At 73.4% G+C, this 20,023-nt stretch carries 19 protein-coding genes and 1 pseudogene; 12 read left to right on the forward strand and 8 right to left on the reverse strand.

Going from position 1 to position 20,023, the window contains the following annotated elements:
- The first annotated feature begins 5 nt into the window (after window positions 1-5).
- The 3 genes from OG310_RS29805 (at window position 6) to OG310_RS29815 (ending at window position 2,141) form a co-directional block, all read left to right on the forward strand.
- Entirely contained in the window at window positions 6-779 is a 774-nt protein-coding gene (locus OG310_RS29805) for an SDR family oxidoreductase (protein ID WP_329458921.1), read from the forward strand.
- 149 nt (window positions 780-928) lie between these two features.
- On the forward strand, window positions 929-1,618 hold the full coding sequence (gene ung / locus OG310_RS29810) for a uracil-DNA glycosylase (protein WP_329458922.1): 690 nt from the start codon (window positions 929-931) through the stop codon (window positions 1,616-1,618).
- A gap of 82 nt (window positions 1,619-1,700) precedes the next feature.
- Window positions 1,701-2,141 (forward strand): hypothetical protein, encoded by a 441-nt coding sequence (locus OG310_RS29815; protein ID WP_329458923.1) that lies wholly within the window; start codon window positions 1,701-1,703, stop codon window positions 2,139-2,141.
- A 103-nt stretch (window positions 2,142-2,244) separates the two neighbouring features.
- On the opposite strand, the gene OG310_RS29820 is transcribed toward OG310_RS29815, so the two are convergent.
- Window positions 2,245-2,778 carry a hypothetical protein gene (locus tag OG310_RS29820; RefSeq protein WP_329458924.1) on the reverse strand — a complete coding sequence of 178 codons (534 nt, stop codon included), beginning with the start codon at window positions 2,776-2,778 and terminating at the stop codon, window positions 2,245-2,247.
- A 288-nt stretch (window positions 2,779-3,066) separates the two neighbouring features.
- Complete coding sequence (locus OG310_RS29825) at window positions 3,067-3,576, reverse strand: DinB family protein (RefSeq protein ID WP_329460463.1); 510 nt, start codon at window positions 3,574-3,576, stop codon at window positions 3,067-3,069.
- 247 nt (window positions 3,577-3,823) lie between these two features.
- On the opposite strand from OG310_RS29825, the gene OG310_RS29830 reads away from it, so the two are divergent.
- Complete coding sequence (locus OG310_RS29830) at window positions 3,824-4,729, forward strand: Gfo/Idh/MocA family protein (protein WP_329458925.1); 906 nt, start codon at window positions 3,824-3,826, stop codon at window positions 4,727-4,729.
- Here OG310_RS29830 and lnt read toward each other — a convergent pair.
- The gene (gene lnt, locus OG310_RS29835; RefSeq protein ID WP_329458926.1) at window positions 4,653-6,320 is read right to left on the reverse strand and encodes an apolipoprotein N-acyltransferase; all 1,668 of its coding nucleotides are present in this window, start codon (window positions 6,318-6,320) and stop codon (window positions 4,653-4,655) included. The genes OG310_RS29830 and lnt overlap by 77 nt on opposite strands.
- Window positions 6,321-6,702: 382 nt before the next feature.
- Here lnt and OG310_RS29840 point away from each other — a divergent pair, with 382 nt between their 5' ends.
- Genes OG310_RS29840 through OG310_RS29850 form a run of 3 tightly spaced genes read left to right on the forward strand, consistent with a single transcriptional unit; the run spans window position 6,703 to window position 8,827 of the window.
- Window positions 6,703-7,596, forward strand: coding sequence for an ATP-grasp domain-containing protein (locus OG310_RS29840; RefSeq protein ID WP_329458927.1), 894 nt, complete (start codon window positions 6,703-6,705; stop codon window positions 7,594-7,596).
- Window positions 7,593-8,507 (forward strand): ATP-grasp domain-containing protein, encoded by a 915-nt coding sequence (locus tag OG310_RS29845; protein ID WP_329458928.1) that lies wholly within the window; start codon window positions 7,593-7,595, stop codon window positions 8,505-8,507. The genes OG310_RS29840 and OG310_RS29845 overlap by 4 nt, the downstream gene beginning before the upstream one ends.
- Window positions 8,504-8,827 (forward strand): putative quinol monooxygenase, encoded by a 324-nt coding sequence (locus OG310_RS29850; protein ID WP_329458929.1) that lies wholly within the window; start codon window positions 8,504-8,506, stop codon window positions 8,825-8,827. The genes OG310_RS29845 and OG310_RS29850 overlap by 4 nt, the downstream gene beginning before the upstream one ends.
- Before the next feature lie 207 nt (window positions 8,828-9,034).
- Here the strand turns inward: OG310_RS29850 and OG310_RS29855 are convergent, their stop codons facing one another.
- Together OG310_RS29855 and OG310_RS29860 are read right to left on the reverse strand one after the other, a co-directional pair.
- Window positions 9,035-9,235: a hypothetical protein gene (locus tag OG310_RS29855; RefSeq protein WP_329458930.1), complete on the reverse strand. Its 201-nt coding sequence runs from the start codon at window positions 9,233-9,235 to the stop codon at window positions 9,035-9,037.
- A gap of 128 nt (window positions 9,236-9,363) precedes the next feature.
- Window positions 9,364-10,237 (reverse strand): annotated as a pseudogene (locus OG310_RS29860) (undecaprenyl-diphosphate phosphatase).
- A gap of 147 nt (window positions 10,238-10,384) precedes the next feature.
- On the opposite strand from OG310_RS29860, the gene OG310_RS29865 reads away from it, so the two are divergent.
- Window positions 10,385-11,437, forward strand: coding sequence for an enoyl-CoA hydratase/isomerase family protein (locus OG310_RS29865; RefSeq protein WP_329458931.1), 1,053 nt, complete (start codon window positions 10,385-10,387; stop codon window positions 11,435-11,437).
- 225 nt (window positions 11,438-11,662) lie between these two features.
- Here OG310_RS29865 and OG310_RS29870 read toward each other — a convergent pair whose 3' ends face one another.
- Window positions 11,663-12,415, reverse strand: a complete 753-nt coding sequence (locus OG310_RS29870; RefSeq protein ID WP_329458932.1) for a TVP38/TMEM64 family protein — start codon at window positions 12,413-12,415, stop codon at window positions 11,663-11,665.
- A gap of 498 nt (window positions 12,416-12,913) precedes the next feature.
- Between OG310_RS29870 and tuf the strand changes: the two genes are divergently transcribed.
- Both tuf and OG310_RS29880 read left to right on the forward strand, forming a co-directional pair.
- Window positions 12,914-14,092 carry an elongation factor Tu gene (gene tuf, locus OG310_RS29875; RefSeq protein WP_329458933.1) on the forward strand — a complete coding sequence of 393 codons (1,179 nt, stop codon included), beginning with the start codon at window positions 12,914-12,916 and terminating at the stop codon, window positions 14,090-14,092.
- 43 nt (window positions 14,093-14,135) lie between these two features.
- On the forward strand, window positions 14,136-14,990 hold the full coding sequence (locus OG310_RS29880) for a spermidine synthase (RefSeq protein WP_329458934.1): 855 nt from the start codon (window positions 14,136-14,138) through the stop codon (window positions 14,988-14,990).
- Here the strand turns inward: OG310_RS29880 and OG310_RS29885 are convergent.
- On the reverse strand, window positions 14,952-16,376 hold the full coding sequence (locus tag OG310_RS29885; RefSeq protein WP_329458935.1) for an MFS transporter: 1,425 nt from the start codon (window positions 16,374-16,376) through the stop codon (window positions 14,952-14,954). The genes OG310_RS29880 and OG310_RS29885 overlap by 39 nt on opposite strands.
- Before the next feature lie 214 nt (window positions 16,377-16,590).
- Complete coding sequence (locus OG310_RS29890; protein WP_329458936.1) at window positions 16,591-17,637, reverse strand: hypothetical protein; 1,047 nt, start codon at window positions 17,635-17,637, stop codon at window positions 16,591-16,593.
- Window positions 17,638-17,813: 176 nt separating this feature from the next.
- Between OG310_RS29890 and OG310_RS29895 the strand changes: the two genes are divergently transcribed.
- Complete coding sequence (locus OG310_RS29895; protein WP_329458937.1) at window positions 17,814-18,476, forward strand: DedA family protein; 663 nt, start codon at window positions 17,814-17,816, stop codon at window positions 18,474-18,476.
- A gap of 195 nt (window positions 18,477-18,671) precedes the next feature.
- Entirely contained in the window at window positions 18,672-19,895 is a 1,224-nt protein-coding gene (locus OG310_RS29900; protein ID WP_329458938.1) for a cytochrome P450, read from the forward strand.
- The last annotated feature ends 128 nt before the right edge of the window (window positions 19,896-20,023 follow it).

Here is a 20,023-nt window from a genome sequence, read left to right on the forward strand (position 1 = left end):
CAGCCATGACACAGCAGCAGACGCCGAACCCCGCACCCGACACCGGCAAGGTCGCCCTGGTCACGGGGGCCAGCCGGGGCATCGGCTACGGGATCGCCGAGGCGCTCGTCGCGCGCGGCGACCGGGTGTGCATCACCGGACGCAACGAGGACGCGCTCAAGGAGGCGGTGGAGCGACTCGGCCCGGACCGCGCCATGGGCGTCGCCGGCAAGGCGCACGACCCGGCCCACCAGAGCGCGGTGGTCGAGCGGGTGATGGAGGCCTACGGCCGGGTCGACCACCTCGTCAACAACGCGGGGACCAACCCGGTGTTCTCGGCCCTCGCGGACCTCGACCTGGCCGTCGCGAGCAAGACGTACGAGACCAACGTGCTCTCCGCGCTCGGTCTCGCGCAGAAGACGTGGCACGCCTGGCAGAAGGAGCACGGCGGTACGATCGTCAACGTTGCCTCCGTCGCCGGCCTCAACGCGTCCCCTTTCATGGGGACGTACGGCATGAGCAAGGCCGCGATGATCAACCTCACCCTGCAGCTGGCGCACGAGTTCGCGCCGATCGTGCGGGTCAACGCCGTCGCGCCCGCCGTCGTGAAGACCAAGTTCGCGCGGATGCTCTACGAGGGCCGCGAGGAGGAGGCGGCGGCGGGCTACCCGATGGGGCGGCTCGGCGTGCCGGAGGACATCGGCGGCGCCGCGGCCTTCCTGACCTCGGACGAGGCCGGCTGGATCACCGGCCAGACCCTCGTGATCGACGGCGGGATGTTCCTCACGGCCGGGGTCTGAGCCGCCCGGGGCGGGGTTCTTCCCGCGCCCTCACGTGTGCGCTGCGCGGCCGGTCGTCCCTGGCGGGACGGTCGGCCGCCGCCGTTGTCAGTGGTGCCCGGTAGGTTCGTGAGCGATCGGCAGAGATACGAACCCCGGAGGATGTTGACGTGACCGAGACCGACGTGCTGCCCGAGTCCTGGCGCGGCGTCCTGGGTGAGGAGCTCCGGGAGCCGTACTTCGCCGAGCTGCTGGAGTTCGTCGCCAAGGAGCGGGCGAACGGGCCGGTGTACCCGCCCCGGGAGGACGTCTTCGCCGCCCTGGAGGCCACGCCGTACGAGGACGTGAAGGTGCTGGTCCTCGGCCAGGACCCTTATCACGGCGCGGGGCAGGGCCACGGCCTGTGCTTCTCGGTGCGGCCGGGGGTGCGGATCCCGCCGTCCCTGAGGAACATCTACAAGGAGATGCGCGAGGATCTCGGCCATCCGGTGCCGGACAACGGTTACCTGATGCCGTGGGCGCGGCAGGGCGTCCTGCTGCTCAACGCGGTGCTGACGGTCCGCGAGGCCGAGCCCAATTCGCACAAGGGCAAGGGCTGGGAGAAGTTCACGGACGCCGTGATCAGGGCGGTCGCCGAGCGGTCCGACCCGGCCGTGTTCGTGCTGTGGGGGGCGTATGCGCAGAAGAAGCTGCCGCTCATCGACGAGAAGCGGCATGCGGTGGTGAAGGGGGCCCACCCCTCGCCGCTGTCCGCGAAGAAGTTCCTCGGATCGCGCCCCTTCACGCAGATCGACGCGGCGGTCGCCGCGCAGGGGCACACGCCGATCGACTGGCGGATCCCCGACCTGGGCCGAGCCTGAGGGCGATTGCGGGCGACCGCGACTAGCGTTCCCATCGAGCGTTTTGTCTGATTTTCATCACGCGACGGTGGAGGCGCCAGGCATGGAGCAGCGGCAGTCGTCCGAGGAGTCCCTTGTGACCAGGATCGGACAGGCGGTGATCCTGCTCCACGGCGGCGACCGCGAAGAGGCGCGCAACCGCATGGGGGAGCTGTGGGCGGAGATCGGGGACACGGGCGACCCGGTCCAGCGCTGCACGCTGGCCCACTACATCGCCGACACGCAGGACGATCCCGGTGACGAACTGGCTTGGGATCTGCGCGCCCTGACGGCGGCGGACGGGGACCTGCCGGAGGTGGTCGCCTTCCATCCCGCCTTCCACGTCAACCTGGCCGCCGACTACGTGAAACTGCACCGTCCCGATGCCGCCCTGCTGCATCTGGAGCGCGCGCGTGCCTGTGTCCACGTGCTGGGGGACGACGGTTACGGCGACGGGGTGCGCACGGCGATCGCCCGGGTGGCGCGGCAACTCGCACCGGGCTGACCGGGCTGACCGGGCTGACCGGGCTGACCGGGCCCCGCGCCCCCAACGCCGGGCCGGGGCCCGCTCCGAGGAGCGTCAGCCGGTGCCGGGCGGCTCGGGGCGTTCAGTGGCGGTACGTCTCGTGGCAGATGCGGGCCTGCGGGCTGCCCGCGGGCCAGTGCCCGTACGTCTCGCCCAGCTCGCAGACGCCGGCCGCGCCCACCGGTGCGGCGCCGGGCGCCGGCCGGTCCGCCCGGGGCCCGCCCCGCTCCTGCGGCCGGTCGTGCCTCCCCGCCCCGGCGCCGCCGGCCTCGTGGGGCCGCACCCGGTGGTGCGTTTCCGGCGCCCGGTCCCGTGCGGGCGGGCGCGGCGCGACGTGCTGCTGTCCGGGCCCGGGCTCCGGTGCCGACTGCGCGGCGGGCCTCGGCGCCGTGGGCGTGGGCGAGGGCGGCTGCGCGATCTCCAGTGCCTCCCGGACGGGCGCCTGCACGATCTGCGACCGCACATCCGGCGTGTCCCGCCCGGGCGCGGAGGCGCCCGGCGACTGCCCCTGCGCGAGCGGGCGGTCCGGACTCACGGACACACAGCCGGACACGGCCGTCACGGCCACACCGGCCGCGCTGATCAGGAGCATCGTGGTGGTTCTGGCTCGTCGCATTCCGGCAACTCTGCTGGCCCGATGCCCACTTCGGACAGGTTCCCGGGCACAATCAACACGGAAGGATGATCTCCACCGCCGTGGTGACGCGGTCGGTCGGGACGGGGCCCGCGGGGCGCGGGCGCGCCTTCGACGGGGTCCGACTTGGCCCACCGGACCTGACCGGGCCCACCGGACCTGACCGGGCCCACCGGACCTGACCGGGCCCACCCGACCGGCGCCCGGGGCCACCGGAGCTGACCCGGCCGGGCCCACAGCACGCGACCGATGCCGGGCGCGCGGGCGCCGTCAGTCGCCCGTCGTGCCGTCGAGCGCCTCACGGATCAGGTCCGCGTGGCCGTTGTGGCGCGCGTACTCCTCGATCATGTGGAGGTAGATCCACCGCAGCGTGAACGGCTGCCCGCTCGTCCGCTGCCGGCGCCCCGCTCCCTCGTCGTCGAGGCCGTGCGCCGCCGCGCGTTCCCGGGCGATGGCGATCTCCGCCTGCCAGGTCGCGTACGCCTGTGCCCAGGTGTCGTCCGCACCCGGATGGAAGTCCCCGTCGTTGTCGGCGTCCGTGAAGTAGATGCCCGGCACGTCCTCCCCGTCGAGCACCTCGCGGAACCAGCCCCGCTCGCACTCGGCCAGGTGGCGCACGAGCCCCAGGAGGCTGAGGCCCGACGGCGCGACGGGCCGCTGCCGCAGTTGCTCGTCCGAGAGGCCCGCGCACTTGATGGCGAGGGTCGCCCGGTGCACGTCGAGCCAGTCCTCCAGCTGGCGGCGCTCACCGGCGTTGCCCAGCGGTTGCGGGCCACGCAGCGCCGCCGCCTCCTCGGGCGTCGGAGGCGTGGGAGGCGTGGGAGGCGTCGCGGAGGGCGCGGACGCGACGGAGGACGGCGGTGCGGGGGTGGCCGGGCGCGCGGATGGAGCGGGCTGTGCTGGTGAGGGCGGTGTCATGGCGGCCATGGTGTCGGACGGGCGGCCCGCGCGCGAGGTGTTATCCGGCGCCGTGCCCCCGGAACGGCCGACGTATGCTGCCCGGACGGCACACTCCGGGAGGGTTTTCGTGAAGGTCGGCTGCATCGGGCTCGGCGACATCGCACAGAAGGCCTACCTGCCGGTGCTGGTGGCGCAGCCCGGCATCGAGCTCCATCTCCAGACCAGGACCCCCGCGACGCTGGAGCGGACGGCCGCGGCCCATCGGATCCCCGCTGCACAGTGCCACGGGGACCTGGACGCGCTGATCGCGGCCCGCCCGGACGCCGCGTTCGTGCACGCGCCGACGGCCGCGCACCCCGAGATCGTCGGCCGCCTGATCGACGCGGGCATCCCTACGTACGTCGACAAGCCGATCGCCGCCGAGTACGCCGAGTCGGAGCGCCTCGTGCGGCTGGCGGAGGAGCGCGGCACCACGCTCGCCGTCGGGTTCAACCGCCGCTTCGCCCCCTCGTACGCGCAGTGCCTGGAGCACCCGCGCGAGCTCATCCTGCTGCAGAAGAACCGTGTGGGTCTGGCCGGCGCGGCGCGCGAGGTGATCGTGGACGACTTCGTGCACGTGGTGGACACGCTCCGCTTCCTCGTGCCCGGCACCGTGGAGCACACCGACATCCGGGTACGGGTCCGCGACGGCCTCGTGCACCACCTCGTGCTCCAGCTGTCCGGCGACGGGTTCACCGCCATCGGCATGATGAACAGGACCAGCGGGTCCACCGAGGAGATTCTCGAAGTGTCCGGCCAGGACTCCAAGCGCGCGGTGCACGACCTGGCCACCGTCATCGACCACAAGGGCCAGCCGAGCGTGCGTCGGCGCGGCGACTGGGTGCCCGTCGCCCGCCAGCGCGGCATCGAGCAGGCGTCCCTCGCCTTCCTCGACGCGGTACGCGCGGGGCGGACGCTCAGCGCCCGGGACGCGCTGGAGACCCATGAACTGTGTGAGCGGGTGGTACGGGCGGCGCAGACAGAGGGCGCCTGAGCAGGCCGCCGCGCGCCCCTGGGGTCCTGCGCAGTCCGCGCCACGCGCAGAAGGCCGCCACCACGGCGACGGCCACGTACACAGCCCAGTCACCGAACCGGTCGTAGAGCGTCGCGCCCTGAGCCAACGGCACCTCGTAGACGGCGGACGCGCTGCGCGCCGTCGGCAGTTCCCGGCCGACGCGCTCGCCGTGCGGCCCGAAGACCGCGCTCACGCCGGTGAGGGTCGCGTGCACCACGGGGCGGCCGGTCTCCGCCGCCCGCAGCGCGCCGAGCGACGCGTGCTGCGCCGGGGCCCAGGTGTCCTGGAACGTCGCTGTCGACGACTGCACCACCAGCACCTGCGCGCCGTCGTTCGCGAGGTTGCGGCTCATGTCGGGGAAGGCCGACTCGAAGCAGATCAGCGGTCCTACCCGCAGGCTCCCGCCGTCCCTTCGCGGCACCGTCATCACCACCTGGCGGCGCCCCGCCACCCGGTCCTGCCCGGCCGCCCGGCCCACCGAGGTGACCCAGCCGAGCAGCCGCCGGGCGGGGACGTACTCCCCGAGCGGCACCAGCCGCATCTTGTCGTACGTGACACCCGTCGGCCCCCCGGGCCCCACCAGGGTGCTCCGTTTGAAGATGCCGTGGCGGCCCCGGGCGTCGGTGTCCGGCGCGTCGATGTTCACCAGGACGTCCGCACCGAGGGTGCGGGACAGCGCGGTCAGCCGCCGGCCCAGGGACGGATGCGTCGCCAGACTGTGCGTCACACTGCTCTCGCCCCACACCACCAGGTCGGCCCGGCCGTCCGCCACCTGGCGCGTCAGCTCCTCGCTCCGCGCGAACCGCAACTGCGGCGATCCCGGCGCGCGCGAGACGATGCCCGGCTGGACCACCGCGATCCGCGGTGCCGCACCCGACTCGGCGGGCAGCGGCGCCCACGCCCACACCGACCCCGTCGCGACGGCACCCAGCACGAGCGCCACTGTCGCCGTCAGCCGCGAGGCCGCCGACACGATGACCAGCGCCACCGCGACATTGACGGCGACCACGGCCAGGCTCACCAGCCACACCCCGCCCACGGAGGCCAGCCGAAGTGCCGGGACCACCTGCCACTGGCTCGCGCCCAGCACACCCCACGGCCCACCGAGCCCCTGCCAGGACCTGACGATCTCCACCAGCAGCCACGCCGACGGGACGACGGCGAGCGCCGCCGCGGACCTCCCCGCCCCCGGCGGTCCGTCCGCGCCGCCGAGAAGTGACCGCACCAGCACTCCCCAGGGCGCCCAGAGCAGCCCGAGCAGCCCGCCGAGCACCACGATGAACACGTGCACGCTCCCGAACAGCCAGTGGTGCACGGCCACCATGTAGCCCGCCCCGCCGAGCCAGCCGTCCAGCGCGGCCCGGCCCCGCGTCGGCGCGCTGCCTGCCAGCAGCAGCCACGGCACCAGGGCGACGTAGGCGCACCACCACCAGGACGGAGCGGGGAACGCCAGGGCGGGCAGCGCGCCCGCGCAGAGGGCCGCCGCGCCGCGCCGCCACGCGGGGGCGCGGGGGCCCCGGCGCAGCGGGCCGTCATCGCGCTGTTCGATCACACCGACCGGAACCGGCATGCCGAGCCTCCTCACCGCTGGTGCTGGCCTTCCCCACGGCCATCACTACCCGCCGGGGACCACGCCGCCGGGTGACTCACACGGCTGCCCCAGTTCCCGTTCGCGGCCGCCCGGCGGATTTCCCGGGGGCTCTCGGCGGCGGTCCGCCGACTCGCCCGGGGGCGGGCGCACTTGGGCGTCCCCACCCCGCGAGGATCCATCGCGTGACGGGGTATCGTCCGCGCAACGGACGCGCGCGTGTCGCACGTGTCCACGCACCCCGGCGGGGGCCGGTGCGGTGGGCGGGGACGGGATGAATCATGATCTCTCAGGTGTCGCACAGAGCCGGGCGTACGCCCGCGCACGCGGGGTTCCTGACATACGGGGATACGGGGTTGGGACGATGAGACTCTGCTTTCTGGTGGAGGAGCAGTACCGCCACGACGGCATGCCCGTCGAGGTGATGCGTCAGCTGTCGGCCTGGGGGCACCGGGTGGACGTGTTGCGGCCCGGCAGCTCACTGGTGCCCGTCTCCGAGGTGGTCCGCGCGGGCAGCCACGACGCGTGGGTGCTCAAGACCGTGTCGGGCGGGCCGGGCCTGACGCTGCTGGAGGCGGCGGCGGCCGTCGGCCTCACCACGGTCAACGACGCCCGCGCCATCCGGGGCGTACGGGACAAGGCGCTGGCCGCCGCCATCGGACGCAGCCGGGGCCTGCCGGTCCCGGTCACCTACGCGGCGGCCCGGTGGGCGATGTTCACGGAGATCCCCGCTGCCGAGTTCCCGCTCGTCGTCAAGCCCGCCGACGGGAGTTCGGGGCGCGGCGTCCACCTCGTACCGACACCGGAACGGCTCGTCGAGATGGCGGCGGAACGGCGCGACGAGGGACTGCTGATCGCGCAGCCGTACGTGCCGAACGAGGGCACGGACCTCAAGGTGTACTCCGTCGCCGGGGAGTTGTACGCCACGGAGCGCCGCTCGCCCCTGCACCCCGACCGCACCCCCCCGGAGCGCCGGGTCGATCTGACGCGCGAGGTGGCGGCGATCGCCGCGCGCGTCGGCGAGGTGTACGGGCTGGACCTGTTCGGCCTCGACGTGCTGCTCGGACCCGACGGTCCCGTGGTGGTCGACGTGAACGACTTCCCGAGCTTCCGCCAGGTGCCGGACGCCGCCGCGCGGGTCGCCCGGGCCGTCCTGCGGCTCGCGCGCGGCGGGGCGGCGGGGCCCCCGGCGATGCCCCTGCCGGCACCCGCGCGGCTGCCCGCGCAGATACCCGTGCCGGCCGGTGAGGAGCGATGAGGATAGGCCTCGTCACCGCGCGGCCGGACCATCCGCTCCTCGCGGGCGCCACGGCACTCCTGACGCCCCGCCACGAGGTCCGATGGCTCGACCCGGAGCGCGGTGGCGCGCCGGACGGGGACGGCCCGCCCGCCGACGTCTACCTGCTCAAGGCGCGCACGCCGGCGGCCCTCGCGCTGGCGAGGCGGCTGGAGGAGCGCGGTGCGCCCGTGCTCAACACCGCCGCCGCGACCGGGCTGTGCCAGGACAGGGTCGCGATGGCGGAGTCGGCGCGCGGCGCCGGGCTGCCGTTCGTCGCCACCCGGGGCGTTCCCTCACTCGCGCGGCTCGCTGCAGGGCCGGCGCTTTCGTACCCCGTGGTGGTCAAGAGCCGGCACAGCCGCAGGGGCGACCTCGTGGCCCGCGCCGACGGTCCGGAGGCGCTGCGGGCGCTCCTGCCCCGCTGGCGGGACGAGCCGGTCGTGGTGCAGCCGTTCACTGAGAACAGTGGCTGGGACCACAAGCTGTGGGTGATAGGCGGCCGCCTCTTCGCCGCGCTGCGCCGCTCGGAACTGGCCGAGGACGCGGCCCCGGGGGACGAGGCGCCCCGGCGGGGCGGGCCGCTCGGGCCGGGGGAACTGCCCCCGGGCTGGGCGGCGCTGGCGCTGCGCACCGGGGAGGTCTTCGCGCTCGACGTGTACGGGGTCGACCTCGTCGACGCGGGTGGTGGCACACCGCGGATCGTGGACGTCAACGCCTTTCCGGGGGCGCGCGGTCAGGCCGGTGCCCCCGAGGCGCTGGCCGAGCTGGCGCTTCGGGCCGCGGCGGAGGGCGCCCGGGGCGCCCGCTCGTGGCGGCGCGCGCACCGCGCCCACCGGGTCGTCCCAGGACCTGACGCCGCGTGGGGCCGGACGCCTACACTGTCCGAATGATCTTCATTACCGTGAAATTCCCGGTGAAGCCCGAGCACGCCGAGGAGTGGCCCGCGAAGGTCGCCGACTTCACCGCGGCGACGCGCGCCGAGCCCGGCAACCTCTGGTTCGAGTGGGCGCGCAGCCTGGAGGACCCGAACACCTACGTACTGGTGGAGGCGTTCCAGGACGACGCCGCCGGCGCGCACGTGAACTCGGACCATTTCAAGGCGGCGATCGCGACGATGCGGCCGCTGGTGAGCCGTACGCCGGACATCGTCAGCACCACCATCGAAGGTGCGGACGGCTGGAGCGCGATGGGTGAACTCGCCATCGACTGACAGCGGGGCCGGGTCACCGGCACCCGGCACCGGCAGCGGGGCCGGGCAACCGCAGCCGGCGTGGGCCCGGGCGCGGCCGTCCATGCCCGCAGGACCGGTGTTGCGGGCTGCCGGTCGGTGGAGTGAGGTGGGGCCGTGACTCCCGCAGACCGGCGAGCGGACGGGGCGCGGTCACCCGGCACCGCAGCGAGGCGGGCCGGCCCGGAGTCAGGCGGCGCTGTCGACGCGCTTCAGGCGGCGCCGCCTGCGGGGGCTGACCGCCGCAGCCCACTCAAGGAGCAGGACCTCATAGGCCTCGGCGGGCCACGTCCCGTCGGCCGCATCGACCAGCGCGCGGATGCGCTCGTTGGTCGCCGCGGCGTCGGACACCCTGCGGGGTGCGGCCGGGGAGGCGGAGGACTTGGACATGAGGCAAGCCTAAAACCTGACTGCGCCCGATCGTGACCATTCCGTGAGCGTTCTTGGTCACACCCCGAGACGGAAACGTGCTGTGTGTCACGTGGATGCGGGGCAACCCGGAGCCCCCGGGCGTCGTCTCAGAGCGTCGGCTCGCCCGCGTCGGGACGCAGTGTGCCCGTGTCGACCAGGAAGAACAGGGCGACGCCGAGAGCCGTGCGGTAGATCACGAACGGCATGAAGGACCTCGACGAGATGAACCGCATGAACCACGCGATCACCGCGTAGCCCGAGGCGAAGGCGATCAGCGTCGCGAGGATCGTCGGCCCCCACGCCACGTGCCCCTCACCCGCGTCCTTCAGCTCGTACGCGCCCGAGGCCAGCACCGCCGGCATCGCCAGCAGGAACGAGTAGCGCGCCGCCGACTCGCGTGTGTAGCCGAGGAACAGCCCGCCGCTGATCGTCGCGCCCGACCGGGAGACGCCCGGCACCAGCGCGAGGGCCTGGCAGCAGCCGTACACCAGGCCAGTCCCGCACCCCGAGGTCTCGCAGGCTCTTGCGCTCCCTGACTGCCCGGTGCCGCCCGCCCCTCTCGCCACGGGCCGCCAGCCGGTCGGCGATGCCGAGGACGATGCCCATCCCCACCAGCGTCGCCGCGATGAGACGCAGATCGCGGAAGGGCCCCTCGATCTGGTCCTGGAAAGCGATACCCAGCACGCCGATCGGCACGGATCCCACGATCACCAGCCAGGCGGTCCTGGCGTCCTGGTCCCCGCGCATCGACCGGTCGGCCAGGGAGCGCGCCCACGCGGAGGCGATCCGTACGATGTCCGCCCGGAAGAAGATCAGTACGGCCGCCTCGGTGCCGATCTGGGTGACCGCCGTGAACGCGGCCCCCGGGTCGTGCCGGCCGGCGAACGCGGCCGTCAGCCGCAGGTGCGCGCTGGACGAGACGGGAAGGAACTCGGTGAGCCCCTGGACGAGTCCGAGGACCACGGATTCGAACCAAGACATGGGAAAACCGGCCGCCAGGAGTCGAGGTGCTGGGGGAGGGACGGAGGCAGCAGCGTACCGTTTGTAAAGGAAGTGCAATGTTGCACCCCGGAAACCGGCGCAGGCGGCCGGACCTCCGGGGGCCCGAGGCAAGGAACCACCCGCACCATGGCGTCAGAAGATCCGGTACTGCTCGGCAGGACGGGCCATGCGGCCCTGCTCACCCTCAACCGGCCGGGCGCGCTCAACGCGCTCACGCACCGGATGGTCGGGCTGATCGACGCCGCTCTGACCGCGTGGCAACAGGACGACTCCGTCAGAGCCGTTGTCGTCTCCGGTGCGGGCGAGCGGGGCCTGTGTGCGGGCGGCGACATCCGCGCGGTACGGGAGGACGCACTCCAAGGAGGCCGTACGTCACCGGCGTTCTGGCGCGACGAGTACCGGCTCAACGCGCGGATCGCCCGATTCCCCAAACCCTATGTCGCGTTCATGGACGGCATCGTGATGGGCGGCGGCGTCGGCATCTCCGCGCACGGCGGGGTCCGGATCGTCACCGAGCGCTCACGGGTGGCCATGCCGGAGACCGGGATCGGCCTCGTACCCGATGTCGGAGGCACGTTCCTGCTGTCGCGCTCGCCCGGCGAACTCGGCACCCACCTCGCCCTGACGGGGGCCGCGGTGGGCGCCGCCGACGCCGTCCTGTGCGGGCTCGCCGACCATGTCGTGCGCTCCGTCGACCTGTCGGCCCTGACGGTCGCGCTCGGCGAGGGCAACCCCCGCCAGGCGGTGCGGGCGTTCGCCGCCGAGCCCGCGGAGGGTGAACTCGCCGCCCAGCGCGAGTGGATCGACGCCTGCTATGCCGCCGACGACGTCGAGGAGATCGTGGCACGCCTCCTCGACCACGGGCATCCGGCCGCCAAGGAGGCCGCCGCGACGATCCTGACGCGCTCGCCCACCGCTCTCAAGGCGACGCTCGCCGTGCTGCGCGCGGCGCGCGGACTGTCCGGCCTGGAGGCCGCGCTGGACGCCGAGTACCGGGCCTCGTGCGCCGCGCTCGCCCTGCCCGACCTGCCCGAGGGCGTGCGCGCCCAGATCGTCGACAAGGACCGCAGGCCGCGCTGGACACCCGCCGAACTGCGCGAGGTGGGCGATGCCGACGTGGCGCGGTTCTTCGCGGAACCGGCCGACGGCGGACTGGGGCTCGCCGCCGCGCTGGGCTGACGCGCACGCCGCCGGTCCGTCGGGGCCCCGGGCCTCCGGCGTGCGGCGGCGGCCGACTTCCGAGCGGCGGTGAGCGGCGGCTCGGGAGGACCTTGATCGCTCGGTGCGCCGCGACAGCGTCCGCATGCGCGAGCCGGGGTCGGCCACGGTCCCGCCGTCCGCTGAGCGCCGCTCACCGTCGTGAGACGTCACGAGCCGCCACGATCCCCGACGCCGACAAGAACCTCAGGAGTCGTCGGACCCCCGGTGGCCGTCGGCGCCGTGCGCTCGGGCCGCCGCGCCCAGGTGGTGGCGTTTGCGCCAGCCGACCACACCCGCCGCCACCCCCGACGCCACGATGAAGCCCGTCGCGACCAGGAACGCGGGGGATGTCGGCGACGCGGCCGTCGAGCCCGCCACCACGTACGCCGCCGTGTTGGGGATCGAGCCGAGCCCGGTCGCCACGAGGAACGACGGCCAGGTCATCCGGGAGACCGCCGCCCCGTAGTTGGCCGCCGCGAACGGCACTCCCGGGAAGAGCCGGATCGCCAGCATCGAGCGGAAGCCGTAACGGCTCATCAGCCCGTCGGCCGCCGTCAGCCACCGACCCCGTACGAGCGGACGCAACGCGCCCTGCCCCAGCACCCGTCCGAGGCCGAAGGCGATCGCCGCCGCGAACACCGTTCCCGCGATCGCCGCCGTGAGCCCGGCCACCGTTCCGAGCAGGGCCCCCGCCGCCGCGTTGAGCAGCGGCCGGGGTGCGAAGGCCGCCGCGGACAGCCCGTACGCCAGCGCGAACAGCACGGCCGTGACGGACCCGGCCGAGTGGACCGGCCAGCCGTCCGACAGCAGCCGCTGCGGCTGGTAGACGACGACGAGGGCCGCCGCCGCGCCGAGCACGGCGACCAGCAGGGCGAACCGGCACCACGGGGAGAGCAACCGGCGCAGGATCCGCGAGCGGAGGGGGTCCCGCGCGGGCGGAGGGAGGGTGTGGAGCACGCCCGGAGAGTAACCGAGTTCGTGGTGTGCGCGCTGTACGGCGTCCGGCAGTCCCCGGCTTCCCCGGCCCCCTCCCGCACTTTCCGGAACCGCGGCGGGGGGCCGCCGGAGCCGGTTCGGACGCGGTGCGCGCGTTCGTGGCGGCCGTCCGCGACGGGCGCGTCCCGAGGCCGGGTGCGACGCATGTCAGCACGTCGTACCCGGGCGGCCCGGTCCCTCGTAATTCGTTCGACGCCGGGCCCGGCCGTCGGCGAGGATCTGACCCATGTTCCGGTACGCCTTCCTCGCAGCGCGGTCCGCAGTCGCGGCCGCGCCGAAGGCTGCCGTGTTCGCTTGCGCCCACCTGGCATCAGCCGCCACCGCGGTCGCGGTGGCCGCCCTCGACGGCGCTCGAAGCTGACCCTCCCCGCGACGACCGGCGGACCCCGCAGGGGGGAGGGTCGGTCGGACCGGCGGGGTCCCGAGCAGTCCCGGACCATCAGGCAGGACGTCACAGCCATGCCCAAGACGGCATACGTGCGCACGAAGCCACACCTCAACATCGGCACCATGGGCCACGTAGACCACGGCAAGACCACGCTGACCGCCGCCATCACCAAGGTGCTCAGCGCGCGCGGCGGCGCCACGTACGTCCCGTTCGGCCGGATCGACCGTGCGCCGGAGGAGGCCGCGCGCGGCATCACCATCAACATCGCGCACGTCGAGTACGAGACCGGTACCCGCCACTACGCGCACGTCGACATGCCAGGTCACGCCGACTACATCAAGAACATGGTCACCGGCGCCGCGCAGCTCGACGGGGCGATCCTCGTCGTGTCCGCGCTCGACGGGATCATGCCGCAGACGGCCGAGCACGTCCTGCTGGCCCGCCAGGTCGGCGTCGACCACATCGTCGTCGCCCTCAACAAGGCGGACGCGAGCGACGACGAGCTCACCGACCTCGTGGAGCTGGAGGTGCGCGAGCTCCTGAGCGCGCACGGCTACGGCGGGGACACCGCCCCGGTCGTGCGGGTCTCCGGACTCCGCGCGCTCGACGGCGACCCCCGCTGGACCGGCGCGATCGAGGCGCTGCTCGACGCCGTCGACACGTACGTGCCGACACCCGTGCGGTACACCGACGCGCCGTTCCTGCTCCCCGTGGAGAACGTCCTGACGATCACCGGACGCGGCACCGTCGTCACCGGCGCCGTCGAGCGCGGCACCGTGCGCGTCGGCGACCGGGTGACGGTGCTCGGCGCGGACGCCGGGCCGCACACGACCACCGTCACCGGCCTGGAGACCTTCGGCAAGCCGATGGACCTGGCGCAGGCGGGGGACAACGTGGCGCTGCTGCTGCGGGGGCTCTCCCGCGACGCGGTGCGCCGCGGCCAGGTGGTCGCCGAGCCCGGCAGCGTGACGCCGAGCCGTCGCTTCACCGCGCGGGTGTACGTGCTGTCCGCGGCGGAGGGCGGTCGCACCACCCCGGTCGCCACCGGTTACCGGCCGCAGTTCTACATCAGGACGGCGGACGTCGTCGGCGACGTCGACCTGGGCGCGGGCGCGGTCGCGCGGCCGGGCGACACGGTCACCATGACCGTCGAGCTGGGCCGTGACGTACCACTGGAGGCCGGGCTCGGCTTCGCGATCCGCGAGGGCGGGCGCACGGTCGGCGCGGGCACCGTGACGCAGGTGCTCTGAGTCCGCCCGGCCCGGGCCGCTCACCGTCCGCGACAATGGGACGGTGAGCGAACCGACCGAACCGGTACCCGTGACGCGCGCCGTCGACTCCGGCACCGCGCGCCTGCTGCCCGACGTGGACGGGGAGCGGGCCTGGCTGCTGACGGTCGACGGCGCACCCCAGTCCTACGTCGATCTCGACGACCCGGAACACCTGGAGTTCGAGTACGTGCGGCGCATCGCGCACGTCCTGGACACCACGGGCCGCGAGGGCGCGCCCCTCGCCGTGCTGCACCTGGGCGGAGGCGCGCTCACCCTGCCCCGCTACGTGGCCGCCACCCGGCCCGGCTCGGCGCAGGACGTCGTGGAGGCCGACGGGGCGCTCCTCGCGCTCGTCGCGGAGATCCTCCCCGTGCCGCGCGACGCCGGGATCGCGGTCCACCACGCCGACGCCCGGCAGTGGCTCGCCGCCGCGCCGGACGCCTCGGCCGACGTGATCGTGGGGGACGTGTTCGGCGGCTCACGCATACCCGCGCACGTCACCTCCGTCGAATACGCGCGGGAGGCGGCACGCGTCCTGCGCCCCGACGGGGTCTACGCGGCGAATCTCGCCGACGGTGCCCCCTTCACGTTCCTGCGGGCCCAACTGGCCACGTTCTCAGCCGTCTTCACCGAGGTGGCGCTGGTCGCCGAGGCCGGCGTGCTGCGCGGCCGGCGCTTCGGCAACGCCGTCCTTGTCGCGTCCCGCGTGCCGTTGGACACCGTGGCGCTCGCCCGCCGTACCGCGGGTGACGCGTTCCCCGCCCGCGTCGAGGAGGGCGCGTCGCTGCGCCGCTTCACCGGCCGGGCCGGACCCGTGCGCGACGACGCGGCGGAGCCGTCACCCCGCCCGCCCGACGGAGCCTTCAGCATCGGCTGACGGACCGGGCCCGGCCGCCGTGTGCCGCGCGGGAGGGACGATCCCACCCCCGTCCCCTCGCGGTCCAGCCGCGTCGCCGGCTTCGGGAGGGGCGGCCCGGTCCGGTCCCCGCCCGGCCGCCGCACCGGTTTCGGCAGGGGTGATCCCCTCCGCGCCCGGCTCGGCCCCGACGCCCGGCGTCCCGCCGTGCGGCCGCCGCCGGAGCGTACGTACGTCCGGCACGAACAGCACCGCGCCGGTCAGCAGCACCATCAGACCCGCCGCGCCCCACAGCGCCTGCCCCCGGCCGAACGCGTCCTGCGCCGGGCCCGCGAGCGCGGTCGCCACCGGGACGAGGGCCATCGAGCCCAGCCAGTCGTACGACGAGACCCGTGACAGCTTCTCCTCCGGGATCTCCTGGTGCAGGGCGGTCATCCAGCCCACGCCGAACACCTCGACCGAAGCGCCCGCCACGAACATCGCGCAGGTGAGCAGCGCCGCCGGCACCGGTACGGCGAGAGCCGCCAGGGGCAGCGCGAACGGGAAGATCCCCAGGGTCCCCGCCAGCAGCAGGCGCCGGGGCTGCCACCTGGTCATCGTGAGGGCGCCCACCAGCGTGCCGGCGCCGAACGCCGCGTTCGCCACCCCCCAGGGCCCGGCGCCGCCGTAGTGGTCGTGTGCGACGAGCGGCCCGTACACCGCCTGCCCGGCGACGGCCACCGCGTTGACCACGGAGAACTGCGCGACGATCGTCCACAGCCAGGACCGCGAGACGAACTCGCGCCAGCCGTCGCGCAGATCGTCCAGCACCCCGGCGCCCGGCACGCGCCGCGGCACGTCACGCAGATCGAGGAACGTCCGCAACGTCCCCGCCACCAGGAACGACGCCGAGTCGACGGCCAGTACCCAGCCGGGGCCGACCCATGCGACAAGGGCCCCGCCCATCGCGGCCCCGCCGATCGTCGCCCCGTTCACGGCCATGCGGTACACCGCGAACGCCCGCCCGGCGCGCGCGGGATCGACGCTGGACAGGAGCATGCCCTCGTTCGCCGGACCGAACAGGGCCTGCCCCGTTCCGCCGAGCGCCGAGAGCACCACCATCTGCCAGAGCTGCGCGTGAGTGAGCAGGACCAGCGCGCCGAACGCGCCCTGCGACACACAGCTGAGGGCGTTCGCCGCCACCATGACGCGGTGCCGGGGAATCCGGTCCGCCAGTGCCCCGCCCACCAGGACGAACAGCACCATCGGCACCGTACGCGCGGTGGCCACGAGCCCCACGCCGCCCGCCGTCCCGCCGGTGGAGAGCACCGCGAAGGCGGAGGCGATCAGCGCGCTCTGGGAACCGAGCTGGGAGACCACGGCGGCGGCGGAGAGCAGCGGGTAGTTGCGGGAGCGGGGCCGGGGCATCCTGGGACTGTGATCGACCGGGCGCGGCGGCACAACCGGTTTTTCCCGGTGTTCCCCGCACCGCCGTAGGGCCCGGCTTCGCCCGCCGGGGGCGGTCCTCACCGCAGCTGTCCGCCCGGCCGGTCCTTCAGCGTCGCGACTCGCGACTTGCGGCCTGGCGGCGCCGGTCCTTCACGTGCGCGGACGCGTCAGCCGCTCGACGCGTCCGCGGCACTCACTGCACCGAACCGGCGGGCAACCGCACCGTGCTCAGGATCTGCATCATGGTCTTGTCCGGCAGCTCACCCTTCACCCCACGCGCGCCGAACAGCACCCATGTCGTGTAGTCGCCCTTGCCGTTGATGAAGGTGAACGCGATCGACTTGCCGTCGGTGTCGCACTTGGAGTGCTTGGTCAGACCGTTGGTGGTGGCCCGCGCGTAGCTGCCCTTCAGCCCGGACTTCGTCGTGTACGAAACGGCCTTGCCGACCTTGATCTTCTGGTGCACGGTCTTCGCCGGCTCGTGCTGGCCGTACGCGGCGAACGCCCAGGTACCGGCTTCCGCGACCGCAGCGGACGCGGTGCTCTTCGCGCCCTGGCCGCCCTTCGTGCCGGCCGCCGCGAGCGAGGTGTCGTCGGCGCCGCCGGTCGAGGACTTCTCCTCGCACCACTTCGGCTGGAGATCGGCCGGAGCGGAGAAGAGGGCGAGCGCGGAGCCGTCCCCCTTCTTGTCGTCGTCGAAGCCCTCGTACGTGGTGGGCGACGAGACGTTCCAGCTCGGCGGCACGTCGAACTCCGTGGCGTGCGTCGGGTTCGAGACGACTTTCCAGCCCGCGACCGTCGGTTTGGCACCCGATCCGTTCCGCGGGTTGTCGGCCGAGGGGGAGGCGGGCGGCGGCGCCGGGTGCGCGGTCTTCTTGGCGTCGGCGTTCACGTTCGGCGCGGGGTCCTTCTTGTTCACCACGAGGTAGCCGCTCACGCCGGCCGCCGCGAGGACCGCCACCGCACAGCAGACGGCTATCAGCGTCGTACGGCGCCCGCCGCGCGAGGGCTTCGGCGGGCCCGCCTGCGGCCCCGGTCCGCCGTACATCGGTACGGTCTGCTGCTGGTACGGGTTCGGCTGCGGCGGATAGCCGGGCTGCTGCTGGTAGGGCGGCTGCTGCTGATACGGACCCTGCTGTCCCGCCGGACCGAAACCGGGTTGCTGATACCCCGGCTGCTGGTACGGATTCTGGTTCTGCGCGTTCTGCTCGCCCCCGGGCGGCTGCTGTCCTGGCCACATGGCGAGTAACGATAGAGGCGACGGGGCGCCGGCGGAGTCGCACGGGTGTCACGGTCCTGTCGCATCGCGTGTCAAGGCCGGGTACCGGTCTAGATCCAGCCACACCCGAACAGGGGTCTGGACCAGGTAGGCTGATTCGACCATGGCACGGGGGACATGAGCGAGAGGGACCTGCGTTGGACGTCCAGGGGTGGCTCGAGACCGTTCCTGCGGTGAGCATCTACCTGCTGGTGGCGATCGTCATCGGGGTCGAGAGCATCGGCATTCCGCTGCCCGGCGAGGTCGTACTCGTCGCCGCCGCGCTGCTCGCCTCACAGCATGGCCACATCAATCCGTACGTGCTCGCCGCCTGCGCCTCGGCCGGTGCGGTCGCCGGTGACTCCACGGGGTACGTCATCGGCCGCAAGGGCGGCAGGCCACTGCTGGCCTGGCTGGCCAGGAAGTTCCCGAAACACTTCGGGGAATCCCACGTCGCGGTCGCGGAGCGGTCGTTCGAGAAGTGGGGCATGTGGGCCGTCTTCTTCGGCCGCTTCATCGCCCTGCTGCGCATCTTCGCGGGACCGCTGGCCGGTGTGCTGAAGATGCCGTATTGGAAGTTCCTGATCGCCAACCTCCTCGGCGGAGTGATCTGGGCCGGCGGCACGACGGTCGTCGTGTACGAGGTGGGCAAGGTCGCCGAGGACTGGCTGAAGCGGTTCTCGTACGTGGGTCTCGGGGTGGCCGTGGTGATCGGTGTCGCGTCGATGCTCGTCGTCAAGCACCGCACGAAGAAGGCCACGGACAAGGCGGCGGCCGAGCGCGCGGAGAGCACCCCTGTTCCGTCGGTCACGGGCGACTGACCTTCCCGGAGTCATGAGGATCACCGGAGGCCGGGGGAGTACCCCCGGCCTCCAGTGCGTCGTGTCACGGGCTGACCGCAACCTTGCGACTATCTCGCCCCGAGTGGCCAGGACTCGGCTGTCACCGGTCATTAACGGTCAATAGCCTGTGCCCTACCGACCGTTGCCGGTCACCAGACGCGAGGGGCAGCCACCATGGTCACCGCACAGCAGATCCCCGACATCCTGTCGCCCGAGTTCGCGCAGAACCCGTATCCGGCCTACCGGATGATGCGGGAGGGCGCCCCACTGATCTGGCACGAGGCGACGCAGAGCTACCTGATCTCCCGCTACGAGGACGTCGAGCGCGCGTTCAAGGACAAGGAGAGCCGCTTCACGACCGACAACTACGACTGGCAGATCGAGCCGGTGCACGGCAAGACGATCCTGCAGCTCAGCGGGCGGGAGCACGCCGTACGGCGGGCGCTCGTGGCCCCGGCCTTCCGCGGCTCCGAACTCCAGCAGAAGTTCCTGCCCGTGATCGAGCGCAACGCGCGCGAACTCATCGACGGCTTCCGCGGCACCGGCTCCGTCGACCTGGTGGAAGGCTTCGCGACCCGCTTCCCGGTGAACGTGATCGCGGACATGCTCGGCCTCGACACGTCCGACCACGCACGGTTCCACCGCTGGTACAGCGCGGTGATCGCGTTCCTCGGCAACCTCTCGGGCGACGCGGAGGTGACTGCCGCCGGTGAACGCACCCGCGTGGAGTTCGCCGAGTACATGATCCCGATCATCCACGCACGGCGCGACCAACTCGGCGACGACCTGCTCTCCACCCTGTGCCGCGCCGAGGTCGACGGCGTACGGATGAGCGACGAGGACATCAAGGCCTTCTGCAGCCTCCTGCTCGCCGCGGGCGGCGAGACCACCGACAAGGCCATCGCGTCGATCTTCGCGAACCTGCTGCTCCACCCGGACCAGCTCGCCGCCGTACGCGCCGACCGGAGCCTGATCGCACGGGCCTTCGCGGAGACGCTGCGCTACACCCCGCCCGTGCACATGATCATGCGGCAGACGGCGAAGGACGTCGAGGTCAGCGGCGGAACCATTCCGGCGGGGGCCACCGTGACCTGCCTGATCGGAGCGGCCAACCGGGACACGGACCGCTACCGGGACCCCGACACCTTCGACATCTTCCGCGATGACCTGACGACGACGACCGCCTTCTCCGCGGCCGCCGATCACCTGGCCTTCGCGCTCGGCCGCCACTTCTGTGTGGGCGCCCTGCTCGCCAAGGCCGAGATCGAGACCGGCGTCGACCAGTTGCTCGACGCGATGCCGGACGTACGGCTCGCCGAGGGGTACGACCCGGTCGAACAGGGCGTGTTCACCCGAGGCCCGAAGTCCCTCCCGGTCGTGTTCACTCCGGTGTCCTGAACCCGGGTCCGCCCGGCCGCCGGCCAGGGCGGACCCGCGCCAGGCCCCCGGCCCCCGCCGCCCCGACGACCCGCACGGACGTCGCCGGGGCCGCGGATCCAGCGGCCCCGCGATCCTCGCCCGCCCTC

Origin of the sequence: Streptomyces sp. NBC_01497 (genome assembly GCF_036250695.1) — a bacterium.
Classification (GTDB): Bacteria; Actinomycetota; Actinomycetes; order Streptomycetales; family Streptomycetaceae; genus Streptomyces.

Bases quoted from the DNA above. Each gene is read 5' to 3' on its own strand.
- OG310_RS29850 (WP_329458929.1), top strand. From the start codon at position 8,504: ATGATCTTCATTACCGTGAAATTCCCGGTGAAGCCCGAGCACGCCGAG.
- OG310_RS29855 (WP_329458930.1), bottom strand. From the start codon at position 9,235: ATGTCCAAGTCCTCCGCCTCCCCGGCCGCACCCCGCAGGGTGTCCGAC.
- tuf (WP_329458933.1), top strand. From the start codon at position 12,914: ATGCCCAAGACGGCATACGTGCGCACGAAGCCACACCTCAACATCGGC.
- OG310_RS29865 (WP_329458931.1), top strand. From the start codon at position 10,385: ATGGCGTCAGAAGATCCGGTACTGCTCGGCAGGACGGGCCATGCGGCC.
- OG310_RS29845 (WP_329458928.1), top strand. From the start codon at position 7,593: ATGAGGATAGGCCTCGTCACCGCGCGGCCGGACCATCCGCTCCTCGCG.
- OG310_RS29805 (WP_329458921.1), top strand. From the start codon at position 6: ATGACACAGCAGCAGACGCCGAACCCCGCACCCGACACCGGCAAGGTC.
- lnt (WP_329458926.1), bottom strand. From the start codon at position 6,320: ATGCCGGTTCCGGTCGGTGTGATCGAACAGCGCGATGACGGCCCGCTG.
- OG310_RS29900 (WP_329458938.1), top strand. From the start codon at position 18,672: ATGGTCACCGCACAGCAGATCCCCGACATCCTGTCGCCCGAGTTCGCG.
- OG310_RS29885 (WP_329458935.1), bottom strand. From the start codon at position 16,376: ATGCCCCGGCCCCGCTCCCGCAACTACCCGCTGCTCTCCGCCGCCGCC.
- OG310_RS29840 (WP_329458927.1), top strand. From the start codon at position 6,703: ATGAGACTCTGCTTTCTGGTGGAGGAGCAGTACCGCCACGACGGCATG.
- OG310_RS29820 (WP_329458924.1), bottom strand. From the start codon at position 2,778: ATGCGACGAGCCAGAACCACCACGATGCTCCTGATCAGCGCGGCCGGT.
- OG310_RS29815 (WP_329458923.1), top strand. From the start codon at position 1,701: ATGGAGCAGCGGCAGTCGTCCGAGGAGTCCCTTGTGACCAGGATCGGA.
- OG310_RS29890 (WP_329458936.1), bottom strand. From the start codon at position 17,637: ATGTGGCCAGGACAGCAGCCGCCCGGGGGCGAGCAGAACGCGCAGAAC.